This is a genomic window from Schleiferilactobacillus perolens DSM 12744 (assembly GCF_001435585.1).
In the GTDB taxonomy this organism is placed as follows: Bacteria; Bacillota; Bacilli; order Lactobacillales; family Lactobacillaceae; genus Schleiferilactobacillus; species Schleiferilactobacillus perolens.
Genome location: NZ_AZEC01000001.1, coordinates 50,277 through 75,530, shown reverse-complemented (window position 1 = coordinate 75,530; position 25,254 = coordinate 50,277). Strand labels below are relative to the sequence as shown.

The 25,254-nt window shown below is 48.7% G+C and carries 17 protein-coding genes and 1 pseudogene; 5 read left to right on the top strand and 13 right to left on the bottom strand.

Annotated elements, in window-relative coordinates:
- Position 1 precedes the first annotated feature (1 nt).
- Positions 2 to 3,049, bottom strand: coding sequence for a bifunctional FdrA/YlbE family protein (locus tag FD09_RS15805; RefSeq protein WP_083487353.1), 3,048 nt, complete (start codon positions 3,047 to 3,049; stop codon positions 2 to 4).
- Positions 3,050 to 3,211: 162 nt separating this feature from the next.
- Between FD09_RS15805 and FD09_RS00305 the strand changes: the two genes are divergently transcribed.
- Both FD09_RS00305 and FD09_RS00300 read left to right on the top strand, forming a co-directional pair.
- On the top strand, positions 3,212 to 4,810 hold the full coding sequence (locus FD09_RS00305; protein WP_057817111.1) for a PucR family transcriptional regulator: 1,599 nt from the start codon (positions 3,212 to 3,214) through the stop codon (positions 4,808 to 4,810).
- 24 nt (positions 4,811 to 4,834) lie between these two features.
- Entirely contained in the window at positions 4,835 to 5,638 is an 804-nt protein-coding gene (locus FD09_RS00300) for an alpha/beta hydrolase (protein WP_057817109.1), read from the top strand.
- Between the two features lie 117 nt (positions 5,639 to 5,755).
- Here FD09_RS00300 and FD09_RS00295 read toward each other — a convergent pair whose 3' ends face one another.
- The 6 genes and pseudogenes from FD09_RS00295 to FD09_RS00270 form a co-directional block, all read right to left on the bottom strand.
- Positions 5,756 to 8,452: a MucBP domain-containing protein gene (locus tag FD09_RS00295; RefSeq protein ID WP_057817107.1), complete on the bottom strand. Its 2,697-nt coding sequence runs from the start codon at positions 8,450 to 8,452 to the stop codon at positions 5,756 to 5,758.
- Between the two features lie 287 nt (positions 8,453 to 8,739).
- Positions 8,740 to 11,046 (bottom strand): glycoside hydrolase family 95 protein, encoded by a 2,307-nt coding sequence (locus FD09_RS00290; protein ID WP_057817105.1) that lies wholly within the window; start codon positions 11,044 to 11,046, stop codon positions 8,740 to 8,742.
- 19 nt (positions 11,047 to 11,065) lie between these two features.
- Positions 11,066 to 11,908, bottom strand: coding sequence for a PTS system mannose/fructose/sorbose family transporter subunit IID (locus FD09_RS00285; RefSeq protein ID WP_057817103.1), 843 nt, complete (start codon positions 11,906 to 11,908; stop codon positions 11,066 to 11,068).
- Between the two features lie 122 nt (positions 11,909 to 12,030).
- A pseudogene (locus FD09_RS00280) lies at positions 12,031 to 12,741 on the bottom strand (PTS mannose/fructose/sorbose/N-acetylgalactosamine transporter subunit IIC); the annotation flags it as partial.
- 12 nt (positions 12,742 to 12,753) lie between these two features.
- A complete protein-coding gene (locus FD09_RS00275) occupies positions 12,754 to 13,227 on the bottom strand; it encodes a PTS sugar transporter subunit IIB (protein ID WP_057817099.1) in 474 nt (157 codons plus the stop codon).
- The gene (locus FD09_RS00270) at positions 13,218 to 13,661 is read right to left on the bottom strand and encodes a PTS sugar transporter subunit IIA (RefSeq protein WP_057817097.1); all 444 of its coding nucleotides are present in this window, start codon (positions 13,659 to 13,661) and stop codon (positions 13,218 to 13,220) included. The genes FD09_RS00275 and FD09_RS00270 overlap by 10 nt, the downstream gene beginning before the upstream one ends.
- A 147-nt stretch (positions 13,662 to 13,808) precedes the next feature.
- On the opposite strand from FD09_RS00270, the gene FD09_RS00265 reads away from it, so the two are divergent.
- On the top strand, positions 13,809 to 15,026 hold the full coding sequence (locus FD09_RS00265; RefSeq protein ID WP_057817095.1) for an ROK family transcriptional regulator: 1,218 nt from the start codon (positions 13,809 to 13,811) through the stop codon (positions 15,024 to 15,026).
- A gap of 310 nt (positions 15,027 to 15,336) precedes the next feature.
- Here the strand turns inward: FD09_RS00265 and FD09_RS00260 are convergent, their stop codons facing one another.
- The 6 genes from FD09_RS00260 to FD09_RS00235 are packed head-to-tail and all read right to left on the bottom strand — an operon-like array spanning position 15,337 to position 21,770.
- Positions 15,337 to 17,166 (bottom strand): DUF2264 domain-containing protein, encoded by a 1,830-nt coding sequence (locus tag FD09_RS00260; RefSeq protein ID WP_057817093.1) that lies wholly within the window; start codon positions 17,164 to 17,166, stop codon positions 15,337 to 15,339.
- Positions 17,167 to 17,179: 13 nt separating this feature from the next.
- Positions 17,180 to 18,325: a glycoside hydrolase family 88 protein gene (locus FD09_RS00255; protein WP_057817091.1), complete on the bottom strand. Its 1,146-nt coding sequence runs from the start codon at positions 18,323 to 18,325 to the stop codon at positions 17,180 to 17,182.
- 18 nt (positions 18,326 to 18,343) lie between these two features.
- Positions 18,344 to 19,693, bottom strand: coding sequence for an ABC transporter substrate-binding protein (locus tag FD09_RS00250; RefSeq protein ID WP_057817090.1), 1,350 nt, complete (start codon positions 19,691 to 19,693; stop codon positions 18,344 to 18,346).
- A 28-nt stretch (positions 19,694 to 19,721) separates the two neighbouring features.
- A complete protein-coding gene (locus tag FD09_RS00245) occupies positions 19,722 to 20,579 on the bottom strand; it encodes a carbohydrate ABC transporter permease (RefSeq protein WP_057817088.1) in 858 nt (285 codons plus the stop codon).
- Complete coding sequence (locus FD09_RS00240) at positions 20,576 to 21,532, bottom strand: carbohydrate ABC transporter permease (RefSeq protein ID WP_057817086.1); 957 nt, start codon at positions 21,530 to 21,532, stop codon at positions 20,576 to 20,578. Before FD09_RS00240 ends, FD09_RS00245 begins: the two co-directional genes overlap by 4 nt.
- Positions 21,498 to 21,770, bottom strand: a complete 273-nt coding sequence (locus tag FD09_RS00235; protein WP_235812174.1) for a hypothetical protein — start codon at positions 21,768 to 21,770, stop codon at positions 21,498 to 21,500. Before FD09_RS00235 ends, FD09_RS00240 begins: the two co-directional genes overlap by 35 nt.
- Positions 21,771 to 21,997: 227 nt before the next feature.
- On the opposite strand from FD09_RS00235, the gene FD09_RS00230 reads away from it, so the two are divergent.
- Both FD09_RS00230 and FD09_RS00225 read left to right on the top strand, forming a co-directional pair.
- A complete protein-coding gene (locus FD09_RS00230) occupies positions 21,998 to 22,981 on the top strand; it encodes a LacI family DNA-binding transcriptional regulator (RefSeq protein WP_057817082.1) in 984 nt (327 codons plus the stop codon).
- A gap of 27 nt (positions 22,982 to 23,008) precedes the next feature.
- On the top strand, positions 23,009 to 25,225 hold the full coding sequence (locus FD09_RS00225; protein WP_057817080.1) for a glycosyl hydrolase family 95 catalytic domain-containing protein: 2,217 nt from the start codon (positions 23,009 to 23,011) through the stop codon (positions 25,223 to 25,225).
- Positions 25,226 to 25,254: the final 29 nt, after the last annotated feature.

Here is a 25,254-nt window from a genome sequence, read left to right as displayed (position 1 = left end):
GTTACACAGTGACTGTTGCTTGAACAGCCTGCTCCTCGTCATCAGCCGTGATACCTAACTTCGCAGCGTAGGCCACTAAGGCTTTCTTGAAGCAGTCCAGCGGTGCGCGGACTGTCCCGGCACCGACTTGACCAGTGCCGGCGACTTTACCGGCAATCCCCGTGTTGATGATTGGCGTAATGCCTGTTTCCACTACTTTGACAATATCGATCCCCAACGGTGTTCCCTGGAAGTCCCATGTGGGAATGGTGAAGTTCGGATTGTGTTCCGTGGAAATCTGCATCATTTCGTTGGAGATCTTCTGCGCATCAGCGAATCCGCCAGCGCCGACAAACCGAGTGACACCCGGGGCCGCAATCATGGACATGCCGCCAAAGCCCACTGTTTCCGCAATGGCGCTATCGCCAATATCGGGGTTGGCATCGGCCTGGGAGAAGCCAGTGAAGAAAAGTCCTTGGGGCGTATTCACCGGTGCGGTGAACCACTGATCGCCCATGCCGCCGATCCGAATGCCGAAGTCGCGGCCATTCCGGGTCATGGTCGTGACGATGGTCCCCACTTTCTGCATCCGGGCCGCGTCCACGATGGATTTACCGGTGGCCATCATGATGTTCAGGAAGAATTGGTCGGTGTCGGCCAAGAATTGGATCACTTGCCGCTTGGTATCCTCTGGAATGTCCAGCTGAATAATCAACGGTGCCACTTCTTTGAGGAATACCAAACTCGCGGCAATGTTGCGCTGATGGAATTCGTCGCCCATCGTAATGGCTTTGGCCATCATCACGTTGATGTTCAGGCCGCCAGTGGGCTTGATCGCTGCGGACAGGGTCGGGCCAAGGACATCCCGCATCCAGTCCAACCGGTCCACAACTTCCTGGGAGTATGCACCAAAGCGGAGGACTTTACCGATACCTTCGTTCAGCGTGCAGAACGCCAGGTTATTCTTTAACCGGTTTTCGATAACCATCACCGGCATGTTGGCGGAGGTGATGCCGCCCATGGGACCCACGGCGCGCACGGAATGGCATGGCATAAATTGCACTTCGCCGGAACGCAGCAGGCGCCAGGCATCGTCTTCGTTTTCGGCCCAGCCTTCAAAGAGCGCTGCCCCGACACAGGAACCCTGCATCGGGTTCGTCATATCTTCAAAATCGATGGGCGGACCAGCATGCAGCAAGACCTTGTGGTTGCCGTTCAGTTCGCTGATCACACTCTTCGCTGGAACCACATCAATTAAATACGGAATGGCTTGCTTAAATGCGGTGAGGATTTCTTCATTATCTTTTTCGACTTGCTGCACTTGCTTGATCTTCTTCAACAAGTGAATCATCTTTTGATCGCCGCCCGCCACTGGTTTCCAGTCAAACTGAACGGACTGGCCGCCAAACTTCGTGATTGGTTCGTTGAAACTTTCGACCCCCACATTGATGACCCGGGGTTTGGTGTACAGCATGTCTAATACACTCTCGCTGATTTCTGGTAATGGCCGAATCGCCGCTGTATAGGGCACGACCGCCTTATTGGGTTCTTGGATGTCTTTGCCCACCAGATTCAAGGCATAACGCACGGCTTCGGCGTCTGTGGCACACACGGTGACGCCAGCTTCGGTCAGGACGCGTTCTTGTTCGCCGTAATCTTGGGGATCTTCGTTGGTCCCCACAATCGTGCCGACAAAGTGTAATTCCCGACCGTCTTGAGCCGCCAATTCGATGGCGCTCTTGATTGCCGGCGCCAGGGCCGACGCCATATCGGGATGCGTGCCATAGCCCAGCACGTCATCCAACAAGATCACACCGGTATCCGGATCATTGGCCAGGGCAGCAATCTTTTCGATTCGGATGGACGGGTCGATCATCGGGTGGGGCCGGCCTTGGGTATAAATGTCATCCCCTAAATCGATCACATCGTAACCGTCAGATTTCAGCACGTAGCCTTCCGCACTGATGATGCCGCCCAGGTTCAAAGCCTCAGAGATCATCATGCCGGCTTCATAGGCCAACGTGCCGCCGGAATACAGGCCTTTGATCTTTTTACCCACTAATGCAGGCACTACTGGGGTTAGGGGTTTGGCTGAATAATAGTTTTCTTGAACGGGCTTGCCGGCCGCCAGGTCCAGCATGATTTTGGCGGTTTCTTCCAGCGTATGGGCGAGATACACATCTTCTTCATGGTGGTCTGGCTTTTCACCGAGGAAAATAGCCACCACTGGTTTTTGGATGTCATGCAGCAATTGCACGACTTCATCCCGGACTTCTTTTGCCGGCGGCTTCGAGATGACACCGATCACTTCGGTTTGGTCGTGGTTAGCCAAACCGACCAGGGCATCCATCATGGTCCGGGCGCCAACCTTGGTGGACAGATCCCGGCCACCTGTACCGATCGCGTGGATCACTCCGCCGCCTAACCGCTCAATGGCAGTGGTCACTTCTTGAATTCCTGTGCCGGAAGCACCGACCAGACTCATATTGCCGGGGCGCACGACATTGGCAAAGGCCATGGGTACGCCGCTGATAATGCCGGTACCACAATCTGGACCCATCACAAGCAGACCTTTTTCATGGGCCTTTTTCTTGAGCCGTGCTTCATCGGCCAAGGAAACATTGTCGCTGAATACAAATGCGTTCAAATTGTGATCCAAGGCATTGTCGATTTCATCGGCCGCATAAATGCCGGGGACGGAAATCAAGGCCACATTGGCATCCGGCAAAGCATCCAGGGCGTCTTGCCAGTTGGTCACATGGGCGTCTTCGCTGCTGCCCACTTGGCTCTTCTTTTGCGCCATATCGTTGAAATACGCTTCGATGGCATCCAGCACGGCCTGCTGGCGGCTTTCTTGATCCACATCCATGACGATCATCATATCGCTGGGTTGAGCCTTGCTCGCCTCGTCGGTTAACAAACCGGCTTCGCGGAAAATGTCCTTATTGGCATCCGTCCCCATCATCACTTGGACCTTATTGACGCCCGCCATGTCACTCAGGGTCGTCGTCAGCATCATCAGGCTGATCGAATCTTGGTACGAATTATCTTTCACTACCGTATATAACATTGTTGAACCTCCCTGTTCGTTGTTTACGTTTCCACCATACAAAGAAAGCCGTTTCAGTACATTGGCGCAACATGGTAAAGTGGGAGGTAGTTTTTTATCCATCCGGGATAAAGAACCTGTTGTGAAAAGGATTACAATATAACTAACAAGGAGTGTTTTCCAATGAAAGTCACACTATCTGATGTGCTTCAACTCAGTGTGCTCCGAAATGCCCAAGTGGTGAGCACCCCCGATCTGATCACCCGGCCAGTGGCCGATATTATGATCATGGAGGGTCATGATGTGGAAAAATGGGTCGAGCCGGATGAAATTATTTTGACCAGTCTGGTGGGCTACACAGAAGAAACAGAATCCACATTTGTTTCATTGTTCCGGCGGCTGGGCGAACTGCAATGTGCCGCGGTGATCGTGAAGTTGGGCCGCTATTTGCAGCACATTCCGCCGGCGATTAAGAAAGTCAGTATGGCGATCGGCCTGCCTTTGATTTTGATCGACAACCATATTCGCTATCGGGACATCATGTTGCAGGTGATGGAGCTGTTGTTCACCGAAACCAATCGACAGTTGCGGTACTATCGGGAAATCAATCAGCAGTACGTGGCCTTGATGGCGGAGTCGCCGAACACCCGGGCGCTGCTGCAATTGCTCAGTACAATCCTAGGCAACCCCGTCACCATTGTCGGTGGGATTCGCTGGGCCGACCGCACTGACCAACCAGACGGGACGATTAGCCACGAAACGGTGACGCCCCATCCTGCCAACAAATTGCACAGTCGCAGCTATTTTCACCATGCCTTCACGCGCGCTTCGACGCAGCACTCGGAAGTGTTGACCAAATTAAATGTTCCCGGGACGGCGCCCCAGTTCTTATGTATTGCCGAATCAAGCCAGCCGTTATCCGACAGTGACTATATTGCCGTCGACACCGCTGTCAACTTCATCAGCCTCCAGCAAACCATCCAGACCAATCTGGAAAACGTGAAACGGACACAATTCAACGACGCCATTGACTCAGTCATTAACGAAACCCACGAGACCACGGCCAACTTCCCCGCAATCTTAAGTGAACATGGCTTTGACCCGACGCGGGAGTTTTTCTTAGTGTATTGCGAGGCCGGCATCGACAGCACGGCAGATGGCACCTTTTTTGAAAAGAATCCGGTGTTCACCCGCCATCTGATCCTAAACACCCAATCCCGCTTTCCCCATTGCCTGTATCGGATCTGGCCCAACCGACTGCTGTTTATCATTCAAGCCGATATGGCCATCGACGCGGTGCAGGCCCAACTGCTGACCATGGCGCAGCAAGTCACTGCGGAAAAGCACCGGCAGTACCAGCCCCATGTGGTGCTTAGTCCAAAGATTCCTTTTGCCCAGTTCAAAGAAACCTCCGAGGACTGTCTCAGCGTGCTATTGCTCGCCAGCATTATTTACGCCGATAAGCCATTTTTTGTGGTGACCAAAAACGACCTGGGTATTTATCAACTGCTGCTGAATCACCTGAATACGCAGGACCTGGAAGCGGTGATTCCCACTGAGTTGCTGGCCATGCACCGGGCGGAACCCGATTTGGTGGACACCCTCCACGCGTTTATTGCACACCTGTATAACGTGACCGATAGTGCCGATAATTTGTATATTCACCCCAAAACGATGAGTTATCGGCTGAAAAAGATGACTAAGAAGTACCATATTGATTTGCGCAACACGGATACGCTGGCCAATCTGATGATCGGTATCAATTTATTGAAACTCATTTAATCCCATAGTTTGGAGATGACGGTTTTGCTGACAATTACGGATGACCAACACGCCGAGCTTTATACGGCCCGGGGTGGTCACAATCGCGGTACCATTTTTTACATCCACGGTGGCGGCTTTATTTACGGTGACAAAAACGACCTGCCCGCTGCCTACATCGACCAGTTCACCGCAGCTGATTACAACGTCCTGAGTATTGATTACCCGCTGGCGCCGGAAGTGTCTTTGCCAACGATCATTCAGAGTGTCCAGACTGCGTACGACTGGTTTTGTGCAAATTGTCTGCGGCTGACTGGCACAAGCAGGATCATTCTCTTTGGCCGTTCCGCTGGCGCCTATTTGGCCTATCAATTATTGATGGCGCAGGATTTGCCGATTCAGCCCAAAGCGTTTATCAATTTCTACGGCTTCTTCGATATTTTCTCGCCCAAGCTGGTGCAACCTGACGCCTACTACCAGCAATTTGCCAGCGTGACGCTGCCCGCACCGCAGGAAAAACCGCAATACACGGGCAGTTTGACGGAAAGATTCCCTGTTTATCTGACCGTGCGGCAAAAGGGCCAGTGGCAGGGGTATATTGACGCCACACCAGCGATGCAGCGGCCTGTTCAGTTCGGAGCACTGCCGCCGATGTATATTTGCCACGCTCTTCATGATCCGGATGTACCTTTTGGTATCGCCATTCAGGAAAAAGCACGGCATCCACGGGCGACCCTGGTGTCGATTAATGCTGATCAGCATGATTTTGACCGGATGCCGACCGTGGCGAATCATGAGGTTTATGACGAGGTGATTGGCTGGTTGGAGGGGATCTTGGGTGATAAATAAAGGCCATTCTTTGCTAGACAAGAACGGTGGATTCAGTTTTTGGGCGTAAAAATGTCCGTCGTTTCTGCTAGGAAATGCAGAAAACGACGGACATTTTTATTCATTGCCGAACAGTTTTTAATCTCTTAGTTTCCGATACGACACAGCTGCCACACCGAGCAATACGACGCCCAGCATCGTCAGCAGCATTGAGGTCAATCCTTCATCCTCGTCGGTCTGCGGTAATTGACCCTTTCTGGCAACTTCGCTATTCCCAGTCGGTGTTTCTACTGGACTGGTCGTACCACCAGTAGTACCGCCGCCTTGACCTGGCTTGGTCGGCGTCGTCGGTTGTTTATCGCCGCTTTCGCCACCGGTCCCTGGCGTCTTGTCGCCGTCATCGCCGGTGCCTGGCGTTTCACCGCCCGTGTCGATCTTGCTGTACACATAGGTAACGATCTGGGTATCTTTTGTATACAGTCCATAAATTGGCGCGCTGCCAGCCGCAAGTTGCTGATAGGTGTAACCCTTGATCAGCAGCTGGTCGGTGCTGTACGGATCGCCGACTTTACCGGTGGTCACGATCTCATCATGGATCGCGGTGCCATTCTCATCCACATACCGCGCAATCACCTTGCTCGTTTCGGGAATCGGTGCAGTGTCCTTGGTGTACACATAGGTCACGGTCAATGTACCGTTGACGTAGAGACCGCTGGTGGCCGCACTGCCGCTGGCGATTTGTTTGAAGGTATAGCCAGGAATCGTCAGTTGGCCGGTGGTGTAGTTGGTGCCGACCAGGCCACTAGTCGTAATCGCGGTGCGGATGGTGTTGCCTTGATCATCCACGTATTGCGCAATCACTGTCCCGTATTGGGTCACTGGCGGGGTATTCTTTTGGTACACATAAGTCACCATCAGTGTCCCATGGATATATTGGCCACTCGGCTGCGCACTGCCACTGGCCACGCGCAGATAAGTATAACCACTCACGGTCACCGGACTGGTGGTGTAACTAGTGCCCACTTTCCCAGTCGTCGATACTTGATCGCGAATGACGGTGCCAGTGCTATCGACGAAGCGCGTGATGACCGTGCCGTATTGCTCCGCGGGAGTATTGGGTGCGTACACATACGTTACAGTGAGTGTGCCGTCAATGTATTGGCCCTTGACCGGCGCACTGCCCGTAGCCATTTGCTTGAATGTGTATCCGTCGATTGCCAGCTGCGCCGTCGCGTAGGGGTCGCCGACTTTGCCCGTTTGAGTAACCGCCTTGCTCAGGTCATGGCCATTTTCATCCACATACTTAGCGATTACTGTCCCGTTCTTTTCCACCGGCGCATTCTTCGTGTAGATCATGTTCAAGCCGGTAGAAAGGCCGGCGTAAGTCAGCGTGGTTGGATCGATGGTCTTGCCATCCACTTCCGCGTGGGAATACGTATAGCCATCAATTGTGCGTTGGGCTGTGGCCCAGTCGGCAGCGGAGAGTTTGTCGGTGGGTACACCACTGAGCTCGCCGTCTGTTTGACCGGCAATGGTCTTTTTATCGGCATCAAGGTAGTGGACGGGGACTTTCACTTTAGCCGGTGCTTTGGTGAACGTGTAAGTGACCGTGGTACCTTCCTTGGTGTAGGTGCCCTTTTCGTTACCGGTGACTTTCACGTCGTAGCCCTGCGCCTTGATGCCATCGACGATTTCTTTGACCGTTGTGTTCGTGGTTAGGTCGTAGTCGGTGCCCAGTTTTTCGGCGAGGATCGTCGGGTCGTGGAGCGGCGTGCCGTCGGCGGTTTCGTAGTTAACGAAGATGTTGCCGATGGTGTCGTCGAGGACATAAGGCGTAATAACAACACCCGCGTATTCATCCTCTAGAGCATAAGTCGGTGCGTTCCAGTAAGCCGTTAAATATCCCAATCCATTTTTCGATAGGTTCGTCCACTGAATCGTCGTTGAATTAACATTCGTACCATCGGCTGTAGACGAGTAACGCATAAAAGTGGTCCGGTCATTGTCCGGGATTGACGCATCGCTGGACTTAAACGGTTGGACTGCAACACTGGTATTTTTTAAATTTTTGATATTGTAAGTCGGCGTCACAATTTCTGTAACTGCCGGATTAACGGTAATTGTTGGCCTCCGGATAGACTGAAAGGCAGTCCCCAACGTGCTCACAATCGTAGATGGTATATTTGCCATAAAAGCCAATGGTGAAATGTCTGCAATTTGATTGTATCCAAGACCGACGTGGGTTAAGTTGGTCAAATTGGCCAATGGCGAAACATCAGTGATTTTCTGCTCAGCAAAATCAACCCATTTTAATTTGGACAGCCCTTTCAATGGTGAGATATCTGAAATGTTCCCAAATGCATAGAGTGTATTTCCCCAATTAAGGTTGGCATCCGTATCAGACTGCAAACTGATTTCGGTGAGATTTGTACCATATTGCAGCCCTTCTAACGATTTTATCGCCAATAAGCTCTGCCAATTGGCCTTACTTACGTTTTGATAATCCGCCGAAACAAGCCGCGTCATTTTTGCCATATCCGCTTGCGTCAATTGATCAAGCGTCATGTTCTGATCAACGTCTTGTTGGTAATTATACAGGACGATCTTTTGCAGATTCACATCCGGCATCCACTCTGAAATTGGTGCATCTGCCCGGACCTGAACCGTATTCTTCACCGGCAGCGGCAAAGTCTTCGCGATCGGACTAAACGTATTTGTTCCCTTCACGGCCGCGTGTACTGGCGCCGTGACTAGCAGTGACAAAAATGTTCCCAGTAATAACAATCCACCCATCAGCCAATGATGGGTACGAAAAGCTTTTCTCCCCTGTACCATCTGCGTATGGCCTCCCTAAGTATCGTTATACTTTCAGCGTATCACTGGAAGCGGTGTTTTTGAATTCAAAATTCAACAATTAAACTTCCCGGAAGTGGGACAAAACAGTGTCGTCATCCTTTGCTGGGTGACGGCTTTTTTAGCCATTACCGTTCATGCGTCACCCATTGCTATCGGATAGACTATTATCGAACACAAAGAATCCAAAGCCTTCCCACCAATCAGCGTAAAGTACTTTGGATTCTTCATGTAACATCATAAACATTGAAACTTTCATTGTGGTTATACTAAAACGACAATTCTGAAACTCCTTTGCTGTCTAACGTTAAATCAACGTTCTTCTCAATACCCTGCTCAAGCCGTTCACCAAGTATACGAATTTGCACGGATTCATGCGGTTTCCCGTGTATCGTCACTTTTCGCACAAAGCCATTGGACCACGAGACAGAAACCTTTTGACCACCACGTACTCGAAAGCCAGTGAAAGAGCCATTCGGGATTTCTTTCGGCAATGCCGGCAAAATCAGTATTTGATCGTTTTGACTCTGTAATAGCATCTCGCAGATACCACTCACCACACCATAATTTCCGTCAATTTGAAAAGGTGGATGATCACAAAACAAATTGGGGAGAATCGAGTGTGCCATCAGTCCCTGTATCTCGCCATAAGCATTATTTCCTTGACGCAACCGCGCATAAAAATGGACAAGCCACGCTAAGCTCCAACCAGTTCGAGTATTCGCAGATAATCCGCTGGATGTCCAATCTGAGATTGCTTTGTCCCGTGTGCTAGCATCTAAATAATGCCCATTCGAAAGCCGACGCTGAATTGTCACCGCAGCTGCCTTCGCTAATTCGGGTGTTTTATCCACATCAATCTCATGCCCGGGATGCAACCCAAACAGCGGTGAAATATGACGGTGTCCAACTTCTACTTCGTCATAATCAGCAATCCATTCCTGTATTTGTCCATGTTTTCCAACCTTAGTGGGTGGCAATTTGTTTTTCATTACCCGGATTTTGGCCACAAAGTCACTATCATCATGGACCAGATTTGCAAAATCGATACAACACTCGAAGAAGAAGCGCAATATTTGGTTGTCAATCGTTGGTGAAAATGTCACATTAGCTTCTTGTCCGTCTGGCAACCGATAGCGATTCTCCGGCGATGCTGAGGGTCCAGTCATCAGATACCCATTGTGTTCGAAGAGGTAATCTTCAAAGAATAAAGCCGCCTCTTTAAACATGGCGTAATGTTGTTTGACAAGGTTCAGATCACCAAAGTATTGATAGTACTCCCAGATATGGGTTAGCAGCCACGGTATTGTGAGTGGCCAAACGGATGCACCGATTGTATGCGACTGAGGTGCGGTATCGAAGAAGCCGTCTGTATGATGATGCGCTGTAAATCCGCGTGCACCATACATCGTCTTTGCCGTCACTCGCCCAGGCTGACGCATATGCTCCAGCATATCAAACAACGGCAATTCTGTTTCGGGCAGATCGCATGGCCCAACCATCCAGTAGTTCATTTCAGTGTTGATATTGATGGTGTATTTAGAGCCCCAAATCGGATTCAGATCGTCACACCAAATGCCTTGTAAATTCGCTGGTAACCCACCAGGTTGGCTAGCGGAGATCAACAAGTAACGCCCATAGTTCCACAGCAAATTGAGCAGATAATTATCTTGGTGTCCCTGTTGCACTGCCGCCAAACGTTCTGTCGTTGTTTGTTCAGAATCCGAATCCTCTGTTATTTGCAGCCCGACTCGGTTGTACTGACGCTGGTATCTTTCAACTGAATGCTGCACTTCCTGATCAACAGCCATATCATCTAACGCCGTTAAGGCACCAGCAATTAGCATTTCTCCACCTGGCTGACGGTAATTGGTCGAAGTGACCAGCCCTATATCCAGATGAGTGGCACGTCGCACTGTGATCGTTTCGCCAATCACAGAAACCTCGCCATCAGTTTGCAAGACACGGAGTCCGACATGAAAACGGACACCGTGGTCCCCGCCGGCATTACCAGTCATAATGATTCCATTGTTTTGAAACTTGGTAATGCCGTCACTAAATCGCTTTTTTCGACCAAGCGAGAAATTCAAGGAGAGCGCGCCCGTATTCGACGTAGTAAAACGGATAATCATCATATTCCGATTAAAACTGGTGATATATTGACGCGTGTATGTTGTGTCTTGAGCTTCAAATTGAACGGTGGCTGTCGCGTCGTTCAAATCCAACCGGCGGGAATAGCGCATGACTTCATCACTAGAAAAACCGTTTTGGTGAATAAAGAGTTCCCCAAGCACTTCGTAATGGCTTTGATCCCTCGGTACAGCGTACATCGACAATGCTTCGAGCGACTCCGCTTCTTTAACCTTGCCCAAAGCGATCAAGCGGCGAATCTCTTGGAGATGGCCAACAGAATCCGGATTATTACGATCAACTGCCCCACGATACCAAATGGTTTCATCGTTTAGCTCGACCGTATCGTCAAGCGGATCTCCGTAAACCATTCCCGCTAAATGTCCATTGCCAATCGGCAACGCTTCGTTCCAACTATGTGCTGGAACCTTATAATACAACTGCACAACGGCCCCTCCTATCGTATTACTTCAGGATACCGGCCCACACTAAGAGTATGGAAACAATCATTGTCGCAAAGATCAAAACAACCGGATTGCGCCCTTTGCGTAACAGTTTCGTCATCCACAGGGTGACAGCCATTGGCACCATCGCCGGAATTATGCCGTCTAAGACTTTTTGCAGTGATACCGTTAGCTTTCCTTGCGTAAATGTCAAAGCAAAGTTCACAGTGACCATTTGCGCAGCTAATCCGCCTACCAGCACGAGCCCCAGACCAACAGCCATATTGGTGATCCGTTCCATTTGTCCCTCTTGCTGAGCCTGCCTAATGAAATCAGATCCTGCATTATAACCGAACCGAAGGCCGAAATACTTCAGTGAAATATTAATGACGTTAACCAGGAACAAGGCGATGATAACACCTAATACGCTGCCGTTTTTGGCATACGATGCACCCAGGCTAAAGCAAATAGGGACCAAGGTTAGCCAGATCAAACTGTCACCCAGCCCAGCTAAGGGACCCATCAAACCAACTTTCAAACCGCTAATTGCTTCTGCACCTTTATTCTTCTGCTTCTCTTCCATAGCTGCAGTCACACCCGCGATGAATGGTGCTGCTGTTTGGTTGGTGTTGAAGAACTCTAGGTGACGCTTCATCGCTTGCGATACTTCGGCTTTGTCATCTTTCTTGTAGATCTTTTTCAATGCCGGAATCATCATATACAAGAATCCCAAGTTCTGCATCCGCTCATAGTTCCATGAGCCGCCATACATCAGCGCCCGACCAAACATTTTATTGAGGTCACGCTTATCCAATGCTTTGTTCGCCTTTTGTGGTGTATTCACACTGCCTTTTACTTCATTCATAGGTCATAATCCTCCTCATCATCGGAATCATTCGACTTCTGTTCGGTATTACCGGCAGCATGCGGTGCGGGTGCAGCAGCTACCGTTTGCCCGCCACCATGACTGCTATTGTGATTAGCCATAATTTGAGAGCCAAAGTAAGCCACAATGATCCCCACCATGGTCACCCCAATCGTCGACATCTTGCCGAATGCCACGCAAGTGAAACCGACCAACAAGTAAACCCACATGTTCTTTTTCAGCATCATATTCAACAGCATTGCGAACCCAATTGCCGGCAAGATGCCGCCAGCAACTGTCAAGCCTTTCATAATAACTGGTGGAATGAGTGCGAATAGTGACTTAACGTAGTTGCCGCCAACTAACACGGCAATGAAAATCGGTACGATCTTGAATAATACAATGACTGCCAACGATGAATATTGCCACAAGCCAATATGACTCATATCGCCATTCTCCGCGTCTCGATCTGCTTTCTTTACAAAATAGATATCCGCAGTTTTGGCCAATACATCAAGTTGTTGGGTAACGACAGAAACCGGCACGGCAATCGCAATAGCCGCTGTCGTCCCTTGCCCCGCCAGAATACCAAAGGCAGTTCCGACAATTGCGCCAGAGATTGTGTCCGGTGGCGTATAACCGCCAATTCCGGTCACGCCTAGCCACATCAGCTCCAGCGTGGCCCCAATCATCAAGCCCTGTGTGATATTTCCCAGCACTACACCAACCATGAAGCCTGTCACTAATGGGCGATGCAGCATGAACAGCGGCCCATTGTAATCCACTGTCGCAATGATCGCCACTAAAGTAATTAATAATGCTTTGATTAACATCTCAACATCCCCTTACTTTACAAAATCAGCCATGTTTTCTTTCTTGTCTGCTGGTACTTGTTGAATCATTACCTCGACTCCGGTATCTAAGATTGCCTTAAATGCCTGTCGATCTTCTTCGGTCACAGCGACCCCCACAGTAATCTTCTCGTTGTCGTCCTTCTTACTCATATTCCCGACATTCAAGAATGGAATCTTGACACCACCATTAATACACCGCAATACCTCTTCCGGATTGGTGAACAAAAGCATGGTCGTACGCTTGATCTCCGTCTTGTTGTATACTTTGATGAACTTGTCCGTATCAAAGAAAACGAGGCGTAACCCTGCTGGTCCAGAAATTTTCAAAATGGATTGGCGGGTGGTGTCTTGAGCCACATTGTCACTGACAATAATTACCTGTTCAATACTGTATCGGCTAATCCAAGTCGTCACGACTTGACCGTGTAGTAACCGGTCATCAATTCTTGCAAATGCTACAGCCATTCGTCGTCATCCTCCTTATTCGATTCCTCTACTTTCTCTCGAACGTTCAATAATGCCTGCTGGCCTTGTTTCACCAGCTCATTGATGTCCACATCAGTGTCCATTCTCGAAAGTAATTCAATTACCGTTCCCATGTTGAAGCCCGCAATCACATCCACCTGTGCATTGTTTAGAAGCAGTGCCATTGCAGAATTGTTGGGCGATCCGCCTAACATATCCGTCAATATGACGACCCTTTCATTTTCCTGCAGCAACTGCTTTACAGCCGCTGCCAACTTGTCTGCAAACTGCCCCACATTATCGCCTGCGTTAAGCGTAATGGCGAATACCCGATCAGCATCGACATGACCAAAAATTAGTTGTGCCGACTGAAGTGCTCCTTGTGCAAATGGACCGTGACTAGCCAAAACAATTCCAAGCTTTTTCTTGACCAATACTTGTCCCTCCTAAGCATTGTACATCACTTAATTAATTCACTTTACAAAGTGGATTGTACGCGCTATCATTTATCCTGTCAACTAGAATACGAAAACATTTTTAGAAACCTTTCATCCATTTTAAAAAATAAGGGGAGTGTCGCCTTGAATCATCAAACTTCATCTTCAAATCAAACACGTGTCTTAAATCTAATTCGCATCCATCAAACTACCACCCGCACCAATCTTGCTCAAGAAACCGGGCTGACAGTGCCCGCAATCAGTAACATTGTCCGCGGGCTAGAGTTACTAAAGTTAGTTAAGGAAGATGGGCGTGCAGAGTCAACGGGAGGTAAGCCCGCCCAACTAGTTAGTTTTGATGGCACGCAATATTTTGTCTTGGGTGTAGATATGGGTACCACCAATCTCCGCTTCGCCGTCATGAATTTAAAGGGACAAGTCGTTTACAAAGAGATCATTCCAACACCCACAACCGATCGCACACTGATGAACATTTTAGATACTCGCATTCACCAAATCATTGCCGATTGCGCCAGTCGGGGTATTATTGTGGTCGGAATCGGTATTGGTGCGCCTGGCATTGTCAATCGAGCTACTGGGCAATTAATATATTCACCAAATATGAAGTATGCCACGTCAGAAATCAGAACTGAATTGATGCGTTCCATTGACCTGCCAATCGAGATACACAACATCACCAAGTGCATGGCTTTAGCGGAACAAAACTTTGACAACGATGACGGTGCAACAGACATCTTTTGTATCAGCTTAGGCTTCGGAATTGGCTCGGCATTAATCACCCACTCTGAGCTTTATGAAGGCGCCAATAATGGCTACACGGAAATGGGACATACATTGATTAAACCCAACGGCCCATTATGTGCATGCGGGAATCATGGGTGTGTTGAGGCCGTTTCTTCTATCAGTGCGATTATCCGCGATGCGAAAACGGCTGTTGACCGTGGTGAAGAGACTATTTTGAAAACTCAAACACCCCTCACGGGTAAAAAAGTATTTGATGCGGCAATTGCTGGCGATCCAGTGGCCATTCAAGTAGTCAGTAATGCGCTGCAATACTTGGGCATTGCCATTACGAACATCACTAATCTCCTTGATCCTCAAAGAATTGTGTTGTTAGGCGGCATGACCAATTCAAAGGATTACTTGCTAGAAAAGATTGTGCCAATCGTTCAGGAGAACCACTTTTCCGTAGGCGACATTCCTCAAATCCAGGTGTCTAAACTCGGGGAAGATGCTGGCGTCATTGGCGCGGCCTCCTTAATCATGAACCACATTTTCCAAAGTGCTTCCGTTGATCCAGTTGACTGGCAATTGACTCGTCCAGTAATGCTTGCTGATTAGTGGATCGGGGGGCGGGAGATTGGTTAATAAGCTCATAGTCGCGTTTAATCAGCGTAACTATGGGCCTTTTTGTTTTGACGACATGCCTATCAGAATCGTGTGATCGAGTTTATTGGCCTTGTACTATCCACTTATGCTGAAGCGGAGCCTGTGTAACGTGGCATTAAATTACCTGCTGGTAAATTAGATCAAGTCCGCTCAATTTCATGGCTGGCGAATCTTTAAAGAAAAAGCCTGGCTAATTCGATGTACGTCGTTTCGCACATTGAATTCAACCAGGCCTTTTCACCCGCGATACATCATCGCTTCATCACCGCAGAGATAGCGTCAACTCATCTTTGCGCAGATCAACTCTGATACTCCGATTTGCAAATTTAACAACGACTTCTTCATCCCGATAATCAACACTCGGTGAAACAACCGGGATTTTATCACCACCATAATGTGCACTGATCAGTACATGAGTACCCGATGTCAAAGTCCCCACCGCCGTCAAAATAATGGTGTTGGGATAAACTAGATTGGAATTCGGACTGGGGAAAACTCTGGTCACTTGCTCAAAGCCCAGTAAATTGGTCGTGACGGTTGTCCCAATGGCCGACGTGAAGCCGAGACCGCCTGCATAATTCACTGCGGGATGGTCATCTGGATGGCTATCATGCAGCAGATTACTAAACCCGCCATCTGCGACCTGGAGGGGCCGTTGATTGGTGACTTGATGAATTCGCACATGCCACTCGCCTAACGGGACCACTGTACTGACAATGGCCACGGCCGGCAGCGGGGACCAAGTATGCTGCACCCACTCATCGGTCACTTTGCCTGCCAGATCAAGCGGCTTATGGACGAATAGATCACTATCCACTTCGGCCACAGCCAACACATTATCAAATGCACCGTCTTCCAAGCCGTGCTTCCCAGTGCTCACACTGAAGCCAAATCGTGAAGAATACACAAACTTGCTGTACTTTTCATCGCCATGGGCTTGAGCAGCCAGCTGTTCGCTGGGATACAAGCAGACGTTCGTTCCCTGTTGATTGGTGATCAGCATTTTGGCGGGCGTAATTCGAATTTGCTCTGCTCGGGTGGGCTGAGTTGCTTTTGCCGTCCAAAATGGATGGTCTTGTGGTACTGCCAAGACGATGAACGTCTTGAAGCTCCAATATGGCGAACCAGGACTGTTGTAATGCTCCGACATGTAAAGATTTTCATAGCCGTAACCAATACTCAAAACACCATCTGGCTTAGTAATTGGCAGTGTTTGCCAATAATTCAGGTGGTTAAAAACCAGTGTCTTCAATTCACCCCAAGGCAAGACTTCAACACCGGTAAACACACAGGCGGACCAAAACGCGGCTTGGGCAAACCGATAAGTTAAGCTGCGTCCGAACGGCACCGCCGCCCCGTTGGTATCAAACCAATATTGAAAGCTTTGGGCAAATGACTTGGCCCGAGCAACAAATAAGGCACTGCGTTTAGGGTCTTCCTGTTGCATATAATGGGCATACAACAATCCATAGTAGTGCATCGCCCAGGGAATATAGTAATCCATTTGGGTCGGTGAACCATCAAAGTACCAACCTTCCGCTAACGACTTTGATTCAATTAGCGCTAAATCATCCTGCAGCTTCTCTTGACTTGCGCTTAATCCTAACTTGGTAAACGCCACATTCACCAAGATTCGGAAAAACCGCCAATTATTGGGCCACACACCGATGCTGTTGACTTGATTTAGCCAGTTGAACACATTGTGCTGTTGATCTGGCGTGAGGGTATCCCAGAATTTTGCTTTAGTTTCAATCAACGTGACCGCTAGCGACGCCATCTCCACGATCAGCTGATCGTAATCCCGTACGACGCCCCAATAATAAGGATGTTGCGGGTCAACACCATTCAAAATAGCTTGCCGATAATATTGGAAATCGGCATCGGATAAATCGCCGTTGCCATACATCGGTCCCACCGCCCAAAGTTCCCGTAAAAACCCTTCAATTTGGGCTTGGTCTTGCGTGTAGTGGGTGGCGCTGCTGCCCAGATTGAGGCGACCATTGCCCGCTTGCCGATATTTCTCGGTGGGTGTGAGCAGGCTGTCAAAATACTGACGTAGGCTGGCTCGATCCACAATATTGATTTTTTCCACTCATTTCACCTTTCTACCAAATCATAAAGTCTTTGCCTAAAAGACGTAGAATGCCTTCAATAAAGAAGTAGTCTGCGTAAACCAACTTCACGTGGGTTTCTGCTTGCTGGTGATAGGACTGCGAACTCATGCGGACGATACCGTCTGCCTGGGTATCCCAATCGCACCACTGATCAACCGTGGCCTGCAAAATTCTGACCGCTGCATTTTGATAGGCCTCAGCTTTGGCGGTGGTCACCCAATTGGCTAATTCCAACAAACCACAGGCAATACACACACCTGCACTGGCATCGTACTTCTTGCCATTTGGATAAGGTGCCCGGTAATCCACTAAGGAGAGATAGTCCTCTTCTTGCAGCTTGGGTATCACGAACGCTGCAATATTTTTAGCGGCAGTAAGATAGCGCTCCTGTTGCGTATGGCGATAGCTGAGTGCATAGCCGTAAAGCGCCCAAGCTTGGCCTCGCGCCCAGGCAGATTTTTCATCGAAGCCCTGGCCTGCGACAATGCCTTGGAAGGCCCCTGTTGCGGGATCAAAGGCCGCAATATGGCCAACTGATCCATCTGCTCGCACCAGACATTCCAGCAACCGATCCGCATGACGTATGGCGATTTCTTGAAACCGGGGATCGCCAGTTTCATTCGTGGCCCAATATAGTAAAGGCAGATTCATCAAACTATCCACAATAGCCCAACCCATACTCTCGGGCGTATTCCAAGAACGGATAAACTGTCCGTTCACATTGAACCGTCCGGCCAATAAATTGGCGGCATGCAGCCCCGATATGCGCGACTCCTTTCTTTGCGTCAATCGATAATCGGCCACAGCAGTGTGCAGATACATAAAACCGACGTCGTGATGCAATCCGGTAAAACCACTCAAAGCCCGCTTCAAATGTGCTTCAATTTTTTGGGCGTTTTGGGCGTATGTTTCATTGCCCGTAGCCTGCTGCAGTTGCCACAAACTGCCGGCGAAAAACCCATTGGTCCACCAATAGATACTTTTTTGGGCCATGTCCACATACTGTCCATGGTCGACGATGTAGGGGATTTTGTCCCAATTGCGCTGATTGACCGCCTGCATTTTTTGATCGATCTTGGTCAGCACTGTATTTGCCCATTCCGTTGATTGGTCTAATGCCAACACCTCGTTCGCCATAGTTATCATCCTTAGTCTTTACTTGTAGTTATATTTCACAGTCAAATCTGGATAGGCCGATTTGACTTGCTGACCCAGCTTTTGCAAGGCAGCATCTTTGGTCACGTTGCCGGCACCGTAGTCCTTGATCAGGTCACCAATAAAGCCCAGAATGGCGCCATCATATTTTGTGACTGTATCTTTGCTTTCTTTCTCCTGAACAGCGGCTTGCTTGCTGTACATCGAGAACACCTTTTGGTTATCCAACAACGGTTCTTCATAGTCACTGTCCACTAATTGCTTGGCGGCAACTTTACTGGATGGGTAACCGACGATGCTCTTTTGGGTTTCATACAAGTTTTTGGTATCAATCGTCTGTGCTTTGATATAATCCCAGGCGCTCTTCTTGTGCTTAGAACTTTGGGTGATGAAGTAGAAGCTGCCGCCCCGGGCATAACTCATGGTCGGCTGCGCGACGCCCCATTTACCAGCACCGGCTTTATCCTTCAACTGTGGCGCCACTTTGGAAGAAAAGCCCCATGTGGGTAGGAATTCGACAAAGAACGCGTTGTTGTTGAAGCCAGCCTGAAACGCCTCTGCATCATCGATGGAAGTGAACATTTTATCCTTATAGAGCATGTTGGCCCGATCAAATAGTGTTGAAATGGATTTGTCGACTGTGAATGTCTTATCTTTCACATAGGGGGCGGTACGTTGCTGCGACAGCATGTTTAACGTATCGGCGGATGTCCCAAATAACTTAGTCTTGCTGCCGTATTTATCCTGGAGTTTCTTGTTGACATCTTGCCATTTAGACACGGAACTCATGGCTTCTGTGACCTTATCTGGATCGTCTGATCCAAGAATGTCCTTGGCAATTGTCCGGTTATAAAACATCATCCCCACCGGATACTCTGCGGTAACTGTGACCAAGTCGCCTTTTTCGTTCAAGCTGCGGGCATAGATGTCAGAGAAGGCGTTCTTCTTGTATGTCGCTGCGTCTTTCTTGAATGATTTCGACAAATCCAAGATGACACTCGACCGTGTTTCCCAATCCTTGACGAAATCCCGGGAAACAATAAATACGTCTGGGGCGGTTGATGGATCATTGACCTGCTGCTTCAATTTCGTATCAAAATCAGCATATGGGACAATGACGACTTTAACCTTTTTGGACGCTCCTTTTGCCCATTTTTCCGCATTAAGCTTCATCGTATTCGAAGTGGTCCAGATCGTAATCGGTCCCTTGTCTTCGTCCTTGATGGCCACGCTAGTCGAACTGCCGCCACTGGCATTGTTTTTACTGCCGTTCCCACAGGCAGTTAAAGCAACTGTGCCAAGCACTGCGGCACCAATAATCATTAGATGTTTCCAGAAATTCTTTTTCATGATTTTTTTACACTCCTCAATGTGTGTTTTAACCTTTGTCACCGCCGGCGTTGACGCCGTCAATGATGTAACGAGAGAAGATAAAGAACACGATCATAATCGGGACAATCGATACTGCGATTGCCAAGTACATGCCACCGACTGAACGATCCTGCGAATCGGCGTTGAGCATCCGAATAATCAGCGGTAAAGTGAATTTCTTTGGGTCAGACAACAGGATCAAGGGCATCATATAGTTGTTCCAACTGGCGATGAAGCCGGTGATTCCCATTGTGAAAATGGCTGGTGAAAGGACCGGCAGCCCGATCCGGTTAAAAATTTTGAATTCTCCGGCGCCATCAATTCGAGCTGACTCAATCGCACTCCTAGAAATAGCGCCTTCTGCGTATTGTTTGATAAAGAAAACCGTCGCGGCTGTCGCAATTGATGGTAGAATCAATGGCCAGTACGAATTCAGCATATTCATCCCTTTGACCATTTTGTAGAAACCAATAATGCTTAATTGACCCGGAATCATCATGGTTACCAGCAGCAGTGTGAATAATCCGTTTTTGAACCGGAAATCATAGGCCACAAAGCCATAGGCGGTTAGCGCTGAGAAATAGCAGCTGAGTACCGTTGTGGACGCGGCGATGATGAAGCTATTCCGAAATGCATTCAAAACATCCACGCGGGACTGCATTTCTTTAAAGTTTTGAGCTAAGTTCCCGCCCGGCAACAGCGAGAACCCGGACACAATATCCGCAGTACTGCGGGTGGCATTCACAATCATCATGTAGAATGGCATAAAACTGATTACCGCCAACAAGATCAAACATGCGTACATGCCAATCCGGCGTGAATGTATCGCCCGCCGCTGTGTTCCAGCAATATCTGATGCTCTCATGCTCGATGCCCCTTTCCCCGAAGACGACTAATGAAGACCACGGATGATGCCAATGCAATAAACGCAAACAGGTAATACGCAATGGCCGCTGAGTAGCCGTAGTTGTTGTACTGGAAGGCCGTGTTGTAGAGGTACATCACGACGGTCATCAATTTACCTTGGGGCGCACCTTGACCGCCGGTTAAGATCTGTTGCACATCAAAGCTTTGCAGCCCGCCAATCAGGGAATTTAAGAACACATATAACGTGATGGGTTTGAGCAACGGCATGGTGATTTTCCAGAAAATGTGCCATGAGTTGGCGCCATCGATCCGAGCCGCTTCGTACAGGCTGGAGGAAATGGCGGTCATACCGGCCATCACCAAAATCATCGTGTTCCCGTAGAACATCCACCAGTGGATCAAGCCGACTGATCCTTGCGTGAACAATGGGTTCGACAGGAAGTTAATCGGCTCCTTGACCCAGCCAAACTGCATCAATACCTGGTTAATGAGTCCGGATGGGTAGCTGAGAAACTGGTTGAACAATGCCGAAATGGACACGGCGGTCACTAATCGCGGTAAATAATACAGTGCCCGTAAAATGCCTTTTCCCTTGATGCGGTTATAAGAAAATACCGCTGACAACAAGAAGGCAAACACAAACTGCGGAATAACCCCCATCACCCACATGACGATGGTGTTTTGCAGTGCTGCGTAAAACTGTGGATCTTGGAATACCCGGAGATAATTGGCGGTGCCGATAAATGTTGGATCGGCAAACCCATCATATTGGGTGAAACTCAAGTACAGCGTGTAAAGAATCGGGTACAATCCAAAAATTAGAAAAACGATGAAGAATGGTGCGATGAAATAATACCCATAATGATTCTTATTCAATTTGCTGCGACGTTTCCGAACCGCCTTTACCTTCCCCTTTTTAACCTTTTCTGATCGGTCCACCGCCTGTTGCATGCCGTGTTCCCCCTTTCAGATTTTTCTTTTGCTGCAAATACGTGATAATTGGTACCACGGCATAAAGCATGGCCGCGACCAGCACGGCGCTGCGCAACATGTCGTTGACTGGCAATACCTGGCTAAGAATCAACATCTCCCCTGCCGTTGCCACATCAAGCAGTCGCTTTACCCCGCCCTGCGGTTTCAATACTGTGGGTAAGATAAACACTGTCCCAATCAGTAACATGACGGTCAAAAACACCATTACTTTTCACCTCGCAGATTGGCTGATCCGATTCCGTAAATTTAATCGTTTAAATTTACGAGTAAATTAATAAGCGCTTACAATTTAAAGGATACAACGTGCTTGATCAAAAGTAAACATGTTTTGCGAAAATAATTTTAATCGTTTAAATACCAATTTTAGAACAACGTGCTGTATAATTAGGCTAAGCCAATGACCACTTGAAAAGAGGGAGCCCAATGTCCAGAGAACGCGTCACTTTAAAAGAAATTGCCCGTATTGCGGATGTGTCTGTCGCGACAGTTTCCTATGTCATGAATGGCCGCGACATCGTTAGTCCCCAAACTCGTACAAAAGTCTTGAGTATTGCTAAACAGTTGAACTACACGCCAGATATGCGCGCCCAAAGTTTAAGAACTCAACATTCCAAGCTTGTTTTCGCCCTCACCAATGCGCTTTCGAGCGTTTTTAACGGGACGATTCTCGCCGATATTGAGGATGAATTTGAACGCCATGGCTACCAGCTGCTCACCATGCAGGGAAAATTGCCCGATGTGATTCAAACCAATATTTTTGATGGTGGGATCATCATTAACCATTCCATCGAACGTGATGAGCTTAGTGAAATCAATCACCTGATCAACAATAAACTGGTTGTTCTGTCTCCTCTTCCTGAGCTTGCTCAGGCAAGTGTTGTGCAAATGAACAACGACCAAGCAATGAAACAAGCCCTCAGTGAAATGTATCAGAGCAAGCATCAACGTGTTTGCTTCGTGCAGGGTGCGTTGACTTCGACAAACAACATCGAGCGGTACCATAGTGCCGAAAAATATTATCGTCAATTTTATGGTCGAGACGACTTTTCAATTCGGGTGTACAACGGGAATTTTGATACAGAGACGGCCTATCAGGTTGGCCGCCAGTTGTTGACCAACAAGCTTTACGACGCCTTTGTTTGTTTTAACGATGGCATGGCGCTGGGTATTTACCAAGCAGCGTCAGAGCTCAATTTAACGATTGGCAAAGATATTAGTGTGATTGGGGTCGACAACAGCTTCTTTTCTAAGCACCTTACGCCGAAACTGACTTCCATTAATGTGGACAAGCAGGCTTGGGCGCACGAGGTGGTGAGAAGTTACCTTTCAGTGGGTCAGCCGGATCATAAAGATTTGCTCGTGATCCCGACAAAGTTAATCAAGCGGCAGTCGATTGCTTACCGCTGAGTTACATACCATGAAAGGAAGACTATCATGCCCATTTGGAGTCGCACACCTGCGGAAAATTGGGAAAGTTATTATCCATTGGGGAGTGGCCGGTTAGGTGCAATGATTTCGGGGAATACTCTTGAGAATGAAATTGTGTTGAACGACGATCGCTTATTCAGTGCTTCTCGATGTCATCGCGTGAACGCCGCCGCCAAAGCACATTTTTCCAAAGTACAGGAGCTATTGTTCGCTGACAAGATTATCGAAGCGGAGCAATTGGCCGCTACGACGATGTTTTCGACCCCGGCGAATCCAGCCAACTATGAGCCGTTGGGTTTATTAAAGATTAGGGATCGCTCCGGTGATTCTTTTTCCCAATCAACGGCTTATCGCCGTGAATTGGATTTAACCAGGGCCATTTACAGTGAAGACTATTCTGGTCGCTCCGACGGGTACCATTTTGAGGCCTTTACCGGGTTAGCCGACCATACCTTGTATGGTCACTATGTGGCCACCCAAAGTGTCTTAGACCTCGATTTCGTTTTGACACGCCAGGAAGAACGGTATGAGTCTGTCTGCCAATTAGACCCATATACCATTCTGCTCGCTGGTCATGCTGCCGGCCGGCATAGTCGCCGTTTTGCGATTAAATTGTCCCTTTATACCGAGGACGGTACGCTCACAGTTTGGGGAAATACCATTACTATCTTGGGTGCCCGCCAATGCTGGTTTCGCGTCACTGGTGATGTGGTGACCGATGACGATGACTTTTCATTCAGTTTTACGAAAAACGAACCACTAACGGCCATCACTTATGCTGATATCCGGGAACGAAACATTAGCGCCTATCAGCGACTGTTTCAGCGCACTGATTTTCAACTGACAGATGATCCGATGTTGGCGCAATTACCCACAGCTGAGCGAATAACCCGATTAAAAAATGGTATCGAAACCGATCCAGGACTAATCACCCTTCTGTTCGACTATGGAAAATACTTAATCATTGCCAGCAGTGGTCCCAGAACCAGTGCGGCCAATTTACAAGGAATTTGGAACAAGGACCTCATTCCGCGGTGGGGCAGCCGGTATACAGTCAACATCAATACCGAAATGAACTATTGGTTAACCGGGCCACTCAATTTGGATGAACTTACAGAACCGTTGGTGGATCTCTTTTTGACGGCTGTTACACACGGTCGGGATACCGCAAACGCGATGTACAGTATGCCAGGCAGCGTTATCCATCATAATCTGGATATTTATGGCGATGGTGCACCCCAGTCTACGACAATGAGCGCGTCGCAGTGGCCCATGGGCGGCGTGTGGTTAGCCAATGAGTTGTGGCGACATTATCAATTCAATCATGACGCACACTTATTGGCTCGCATTTTTCCTGCATTTAAAGAACTGGATCAGTTTTTCGACGCCTTTCTCACAAAAGATCCCGATGGCTATCTTGGTGTGGCGCCAAGTATGTCACCGGAAAACTATTACTTAGCCGATGACCACTACATCGCCAGTTTGAGTTACAGCACGACTATCGACAATAGCCTGCTACGCGAATTTTATGGCGCCTTGATCCACATTACATTGCTCTTGAATCAAGATACAGACCAAATCCCTCGTTGGCGCGACACCATAGCCCAACTTCGACCGACCACCATTGCTGCTAGCGGGCGGATTCAAGAATACGTCCATGATTATCCAGAGGTCGATCCAGGGCACCGTCACTTTTCACCCTTGTATGGCCTTTTTCCAGGAGACGAGTTCACCACACCTGCATTGAAACGAGCAGCTCATCAATTACTGACGTATCGCTTACAACATGGCAGCGGTCAAACTGGTTGGAGTTTGGCGTGGATGATCAATCTATTCGCCCGGTTGGGAGACGGTGAAGCCGCCTGGCAAGCGGTGAATCGAATGTTTACTCAATCGACGCAGGATAATTTGTTAAATAGCCACCCACCGTTCCAGATTGACGGCAATCTAGGTTTCAGCAACGCGATTGCTGAGATGATCGTGCAGAGCAATGCGACGACAATTTCGTTATTACCGGCACTGCCCAAGGCGTGGACCACCGGTCATCTTTTTGGAGTGCGTACCAGGACGGGGGTCATCTTGGATCTTACTTGGCGGGATTGTCGCCTGACTGCACTCAAGATTCACGGAAAATTAGCCGAAGGTGTGACGATCCATGTTGATCCACGGTATATTGATTCCAGACAGCCTGATCCGCTAAAGGCGGCAGGTTATATTCATTAGACATATCTTAGCCATAAGTTGTTGGCAGT

Coding starts and splice junctions, on each gene's coding strand:
- FD09_RS00285 (WP_057817103.1), bottom strand. CDS start 11,908: ATGAATGAAGTAAAAGGCAGTGTGAATACACCACAAAAGGCGAACAAA.
- FD09_RS00305 (WP_057817111.1), top strand. CDS start 3,212: ATGAAAGTCACACTATCTGATGTGCTTCAACTCAGTGTGCTCCGAAAT.
- FD09_RS00225 (WP_057817080.1), top strand. CDS start 23,009: ATGCCCATTTGGAGTCGCACACCTGCGGAAAATTGGGAAAGTTATTAT.
- FD09_RS00275 (WP_057817099.1), bottom strand. CDS start 13,227: ATGGCTGTAGCATTTGCAAGAATTGATGACCGGTTACTACACGGTCAA.
- FD09_RS00255 (WP_057817091.1), bottom strand. CDS start 18,325: ATGGCGAACGAGGTGTTGGCATTAGACCAATCAACGGAATGGGCAAAT.
- FD09_RS00230 (WP_057817082.1), top strand. CDS start 21,998: ATGTCCAGAGAACGCGTCACTTTAAAAGAAATTGCCCGTATTGCGGAT.
- FD09_RS00295 (WP_057817107.1), bottom strand. CDS start 8,452: ATGGTACAGGGGAGAAAAGCTTTTCGTACCCATCATTGGCTGATGGGT.
- FD09_RS00240 (WP_057817086.1), bottom strand. CDS start 21,532: ATGCAACAGGCGGTGGACCGATCAGAAAAGGTTAAAAAGGGGAAGGTA.
- FD09_RS00245 (WP_057817088.1), bottom strand. CDS start 20,579: ATGAGAGCATCAGATATTGCTGGAACACAGCGGCGGGCGATACATTCA.
- FD09_RS15805 (WP_083487353.1), bottom strand. CDS start 3,049: ATGTTATATACGGTAGTGAAAGATAATTCGTACCAAGATTCGATCAGC.
- FD09_RS00250 (WP_057817090.1), bottom strand. CDS start 19,693: ATGAAAAAGAATTTCTGGAAACATCTAATGATTATTGGTGCCGCAGTG.